The sequence below is a fragment of the Mesorhizobium sp. M1A.T.Ca.IN.004.03.1.1 genome (assembly GCF_003997555.1).
GTDB lineage: Bacteria > Pseudomonadota > Alphaproteobacteria > Rhizobiales > Rhizobiaceae > Mesorhizobium.
Genome location: NZ_RZTV01000039.1, coordinates 1 through 2,642, shown reverse-complemented (window position 1 = coordinate 2,642; position 2,642 = coordinate 1). Strand labels below are relative to the sequence as shown.

The following is a 2,642-nucleotide window of genomic DNA, read 5'->3' as shown; positions in this document are numbered from 1 at the left end:
GCTATAGCGCGACGATCAGGATGAGACGCGCGCGACAATCTGGATGAGATTCTTACGTCGCGGTCACGGGCAAATTATCATGGTGATTGTCGCTGGCAAGAGTCTCGTTGGTTTCTGATTGCCGCTCCGCGACAAGTTTGTGCGTGCTTTTAATTGTCGCGTAGGAGGCGGGTCTGCCGCGCTGGCGTTTGGCCTCTATGGCAGATCTGCGCCGGTAGCTTTCGACATTCATCTCGAAGATCGTTGCATGATGAACAAGCCGATCGACCGCGGCGAGGGTCATGGCGGGATCCGGAAAGACCCTGTTCCATTCTCCAAAGGGCTGATTGGCGGTGATCATGATGGAGCGCCGCTCATATCTTGCGCAGATGAGTTCGAAGAGCACGCTCGTTTCGGCCTGGTCCTTGGTGACGTAGGCCAGGTCGTCGAGGATGAGCAGATCGAACTTGTCGAGCTTTGCGATGGCGGATTCGAGCTGGAGCTCCCGCCGCGCGACCTGAAGCTTCTGGACGAGATCGGTCGTGCGGGTGAACAGCACGCGCCAGCCGTTCTCGATCAGGGCAAGGCCGATGGCCGCGGCGAGATGGCTCTTTCCGCCGCCGGGCGGGCCAAACAACAGGATGTTGGCGCCCTTTGCGAGCCAGCTGTCGCCGGCGGCGATCGCCATCACCTGGCCCTTGGAGACCATCGGCACGGCGTCGAAGGCGAAGCTGTCGAGGGTCTTTCCAGGCGGCAGGTGCGCCTCGGCGAGGTGGCGTTCGATCCGGCGGTGCGCCCGCTCGGCCAGCTCATGCTCGGCGATGGCCGAGAGGAACCGGGCGGCGGGCCATCCCTCTCTGTCGGCCTGTTCGGCGAACTGCGGCCAGAGCGTCTTGATTGTCGGCAGCCGGAGCTCGTTGAGCATGATCCCGAGCCGGGCTTCATCGATGCTATGGGCTTGTCTCATGCGACCTCTCCCGCATGGGCCGTGCCGATCAGGGCCTCATAGCCATTGAGCGATGCGAGTTGCACATGAACGGTCGGCAACCGGGCCGGATCCGGGCCGAAGAGCGCTCTCAGGGCGGCCAGATCAGGCAGTTCGCCGGCGTCGAGCGTTCTGGCAAGCTCCTCAGCCAGTTCACGCTCGCAGCCACGATCATGAGCCAGCGCCAACAGTTCGACGGCAATCTTGCAAGCCTGTTTGTCGGGCAGTTGCTCGATGAGAACGTCGAAGGCTCTACGATATTCCAGCCGGGGAAAGAGCTTGTCGCGATAGACGAGACCCCGGAGCGCCATCGGCTTCTTGCGCAGGGAATGAATGACGTGCCGGTAATTGACGACCTGGTCGTGCCGGCCGTCGGCATGGCCGCGTCCTCGGGGCAACGTCATCAGATGCGTCCCGCCGATGAAGACCTCGAGCCGATCGTCGAACAGCCGGACGCGAAGCCGATGTCCGATCAGGCGGGAAGGCACAGTGTAGAAGACCTTGCGCAAGGTGAAGCCGCCGGTGCGCGACACCGTAACGACCACCTCTTCGAAGTCGGTGGTGCGGCGGTCGGGAAGTTCCTGCAAATGCGGGCGCTCAGCGTCAATGCGCTTGCCATGTGCGGCATTACGGCGGCTGACGATCTCATCGATGAAGGCGCGGTAGGAGCCGAGATCGTCGAAGTCCCTGGTGCCGCGCATCAGTAGCGCATCGCGGACCGCGTTCTTGAGATGGCCGTGGGAGCTTTCGATCGAGCCGTTCTCGTGCGCGACGCCCTTGTTGTTGCGCGTCGCCGTCATGCGATAATGGCCGCACAGTTCCTCGTAGCGATGCGTCAGATCGACCTTGGCGTCGGCATCGAGGTTACGGAAGGCGGCCGACAAGCTGTCGCTGCGATGATAGAGCGGCGAACCGCCGACCGACCACAGCGCGTTCTGCAGGCCCTCGGCCAGAGCGACGAAGCTTTCGCCGCCAAGGATGACATGGGCGTGCTCGAAGCCCGACCAGACCAGCCGGAAGTGATAGAGCAGATGGTCGAGGGGCTGGCCGGCGATCGTCACGCCGAGGCTGCCCATGTCGGTAAAATCCGACAGTCCCAACCGACCGGGTTCGTGCGTCTGACGGAAGATCACTTCCTGCTCCTGACCGTGAACAGCCCGCCATGATCGGATACGCCGCTCAAGCGTGCGGCGAATACCTTCGGACAGTTCCGGATGACGCCGCAGCATCTCATTGTAAACGGCGACCGCACGGATGCCGGGAGCGGCCTTGAGGAGCGGAACAACCTCAGCATCGAAGATATGCTCAAGAGGATCGGGGCGACGCCGGTCGCGCGGCGGCCTGCTCTGCGATGGAAGACGCGCCTCCTTCTCGATGCGGTAAGCTGTCGCCCGGCTGATCGACGCCTTGGCGGCGGAGACCTCGACGGAATTGTTTTGTCGGTACTTCATAAAAAGCCTCGTCTGATGATCGGTTACATGGCGACCCGGCACAAAGGTGATTCTCCAGTCTCAGAAAATCACCCACGCTACCGGGCCAACCGCGATCATGAGACGCCGAAAAATTGCGCCGCGGCGGGAGTGTAACTCCGGTCGGGCTACGCCCTCCCTTCGTCACACCCCCGCCGCCGAGTCTCATCCTGATTGACGCTGAGTCTCACCTTGATTGTCGCCGCGCA

General features: G+C 62.4%; 2 protein-coding genes. Both read right to left on the bottom strand.

Annotated elements, in window-relative coordinates; all coding sequences use genetic code 11:
* Nucleotides 1–52: 52 nt before the first annotated feature.
* Nucleotides 53–946, bottom strand: a complete 894-nt coding sequence (gene istB / locus EOD29_RS30535; protein WP_127248771.1) for an IS21-like element helper ATPase IstB — start codon at nt 944–946, stop codon at nt 53–55.
* Nucleotides 943–2,415, bottom strand: a complete 1,473-nt coding sequence (istA, locus tag EOD29_RS30530; RefSeq protein ID WP_206520522.1) for an IS21 family transposase — start codon at nt 2,413–2,415, stop codon at nt 943–945. Before istA ends, istB begins: the two co-directional genes overlap by 4 nt.
* Nucleotides 2,416–2,642 lie beyond the last annotated feature (227 nt).

Bases quoted from the DNA above. Each gene is read 5' to 3' on its own strand.
- istA (WP_206520522.1), bottom strand. From the start codon at position 2,415: ATGAAGTACCGACAAAACAATTCCGTCGAGGTCTCCGCCGCCAAGGCG.
- istB (WP_127248771.1), bottom strand. From the start codon at position 946: ATGAGACAAGCCCATAGCATCGATGAAGCCCGGCTCGGGATCATGCTC.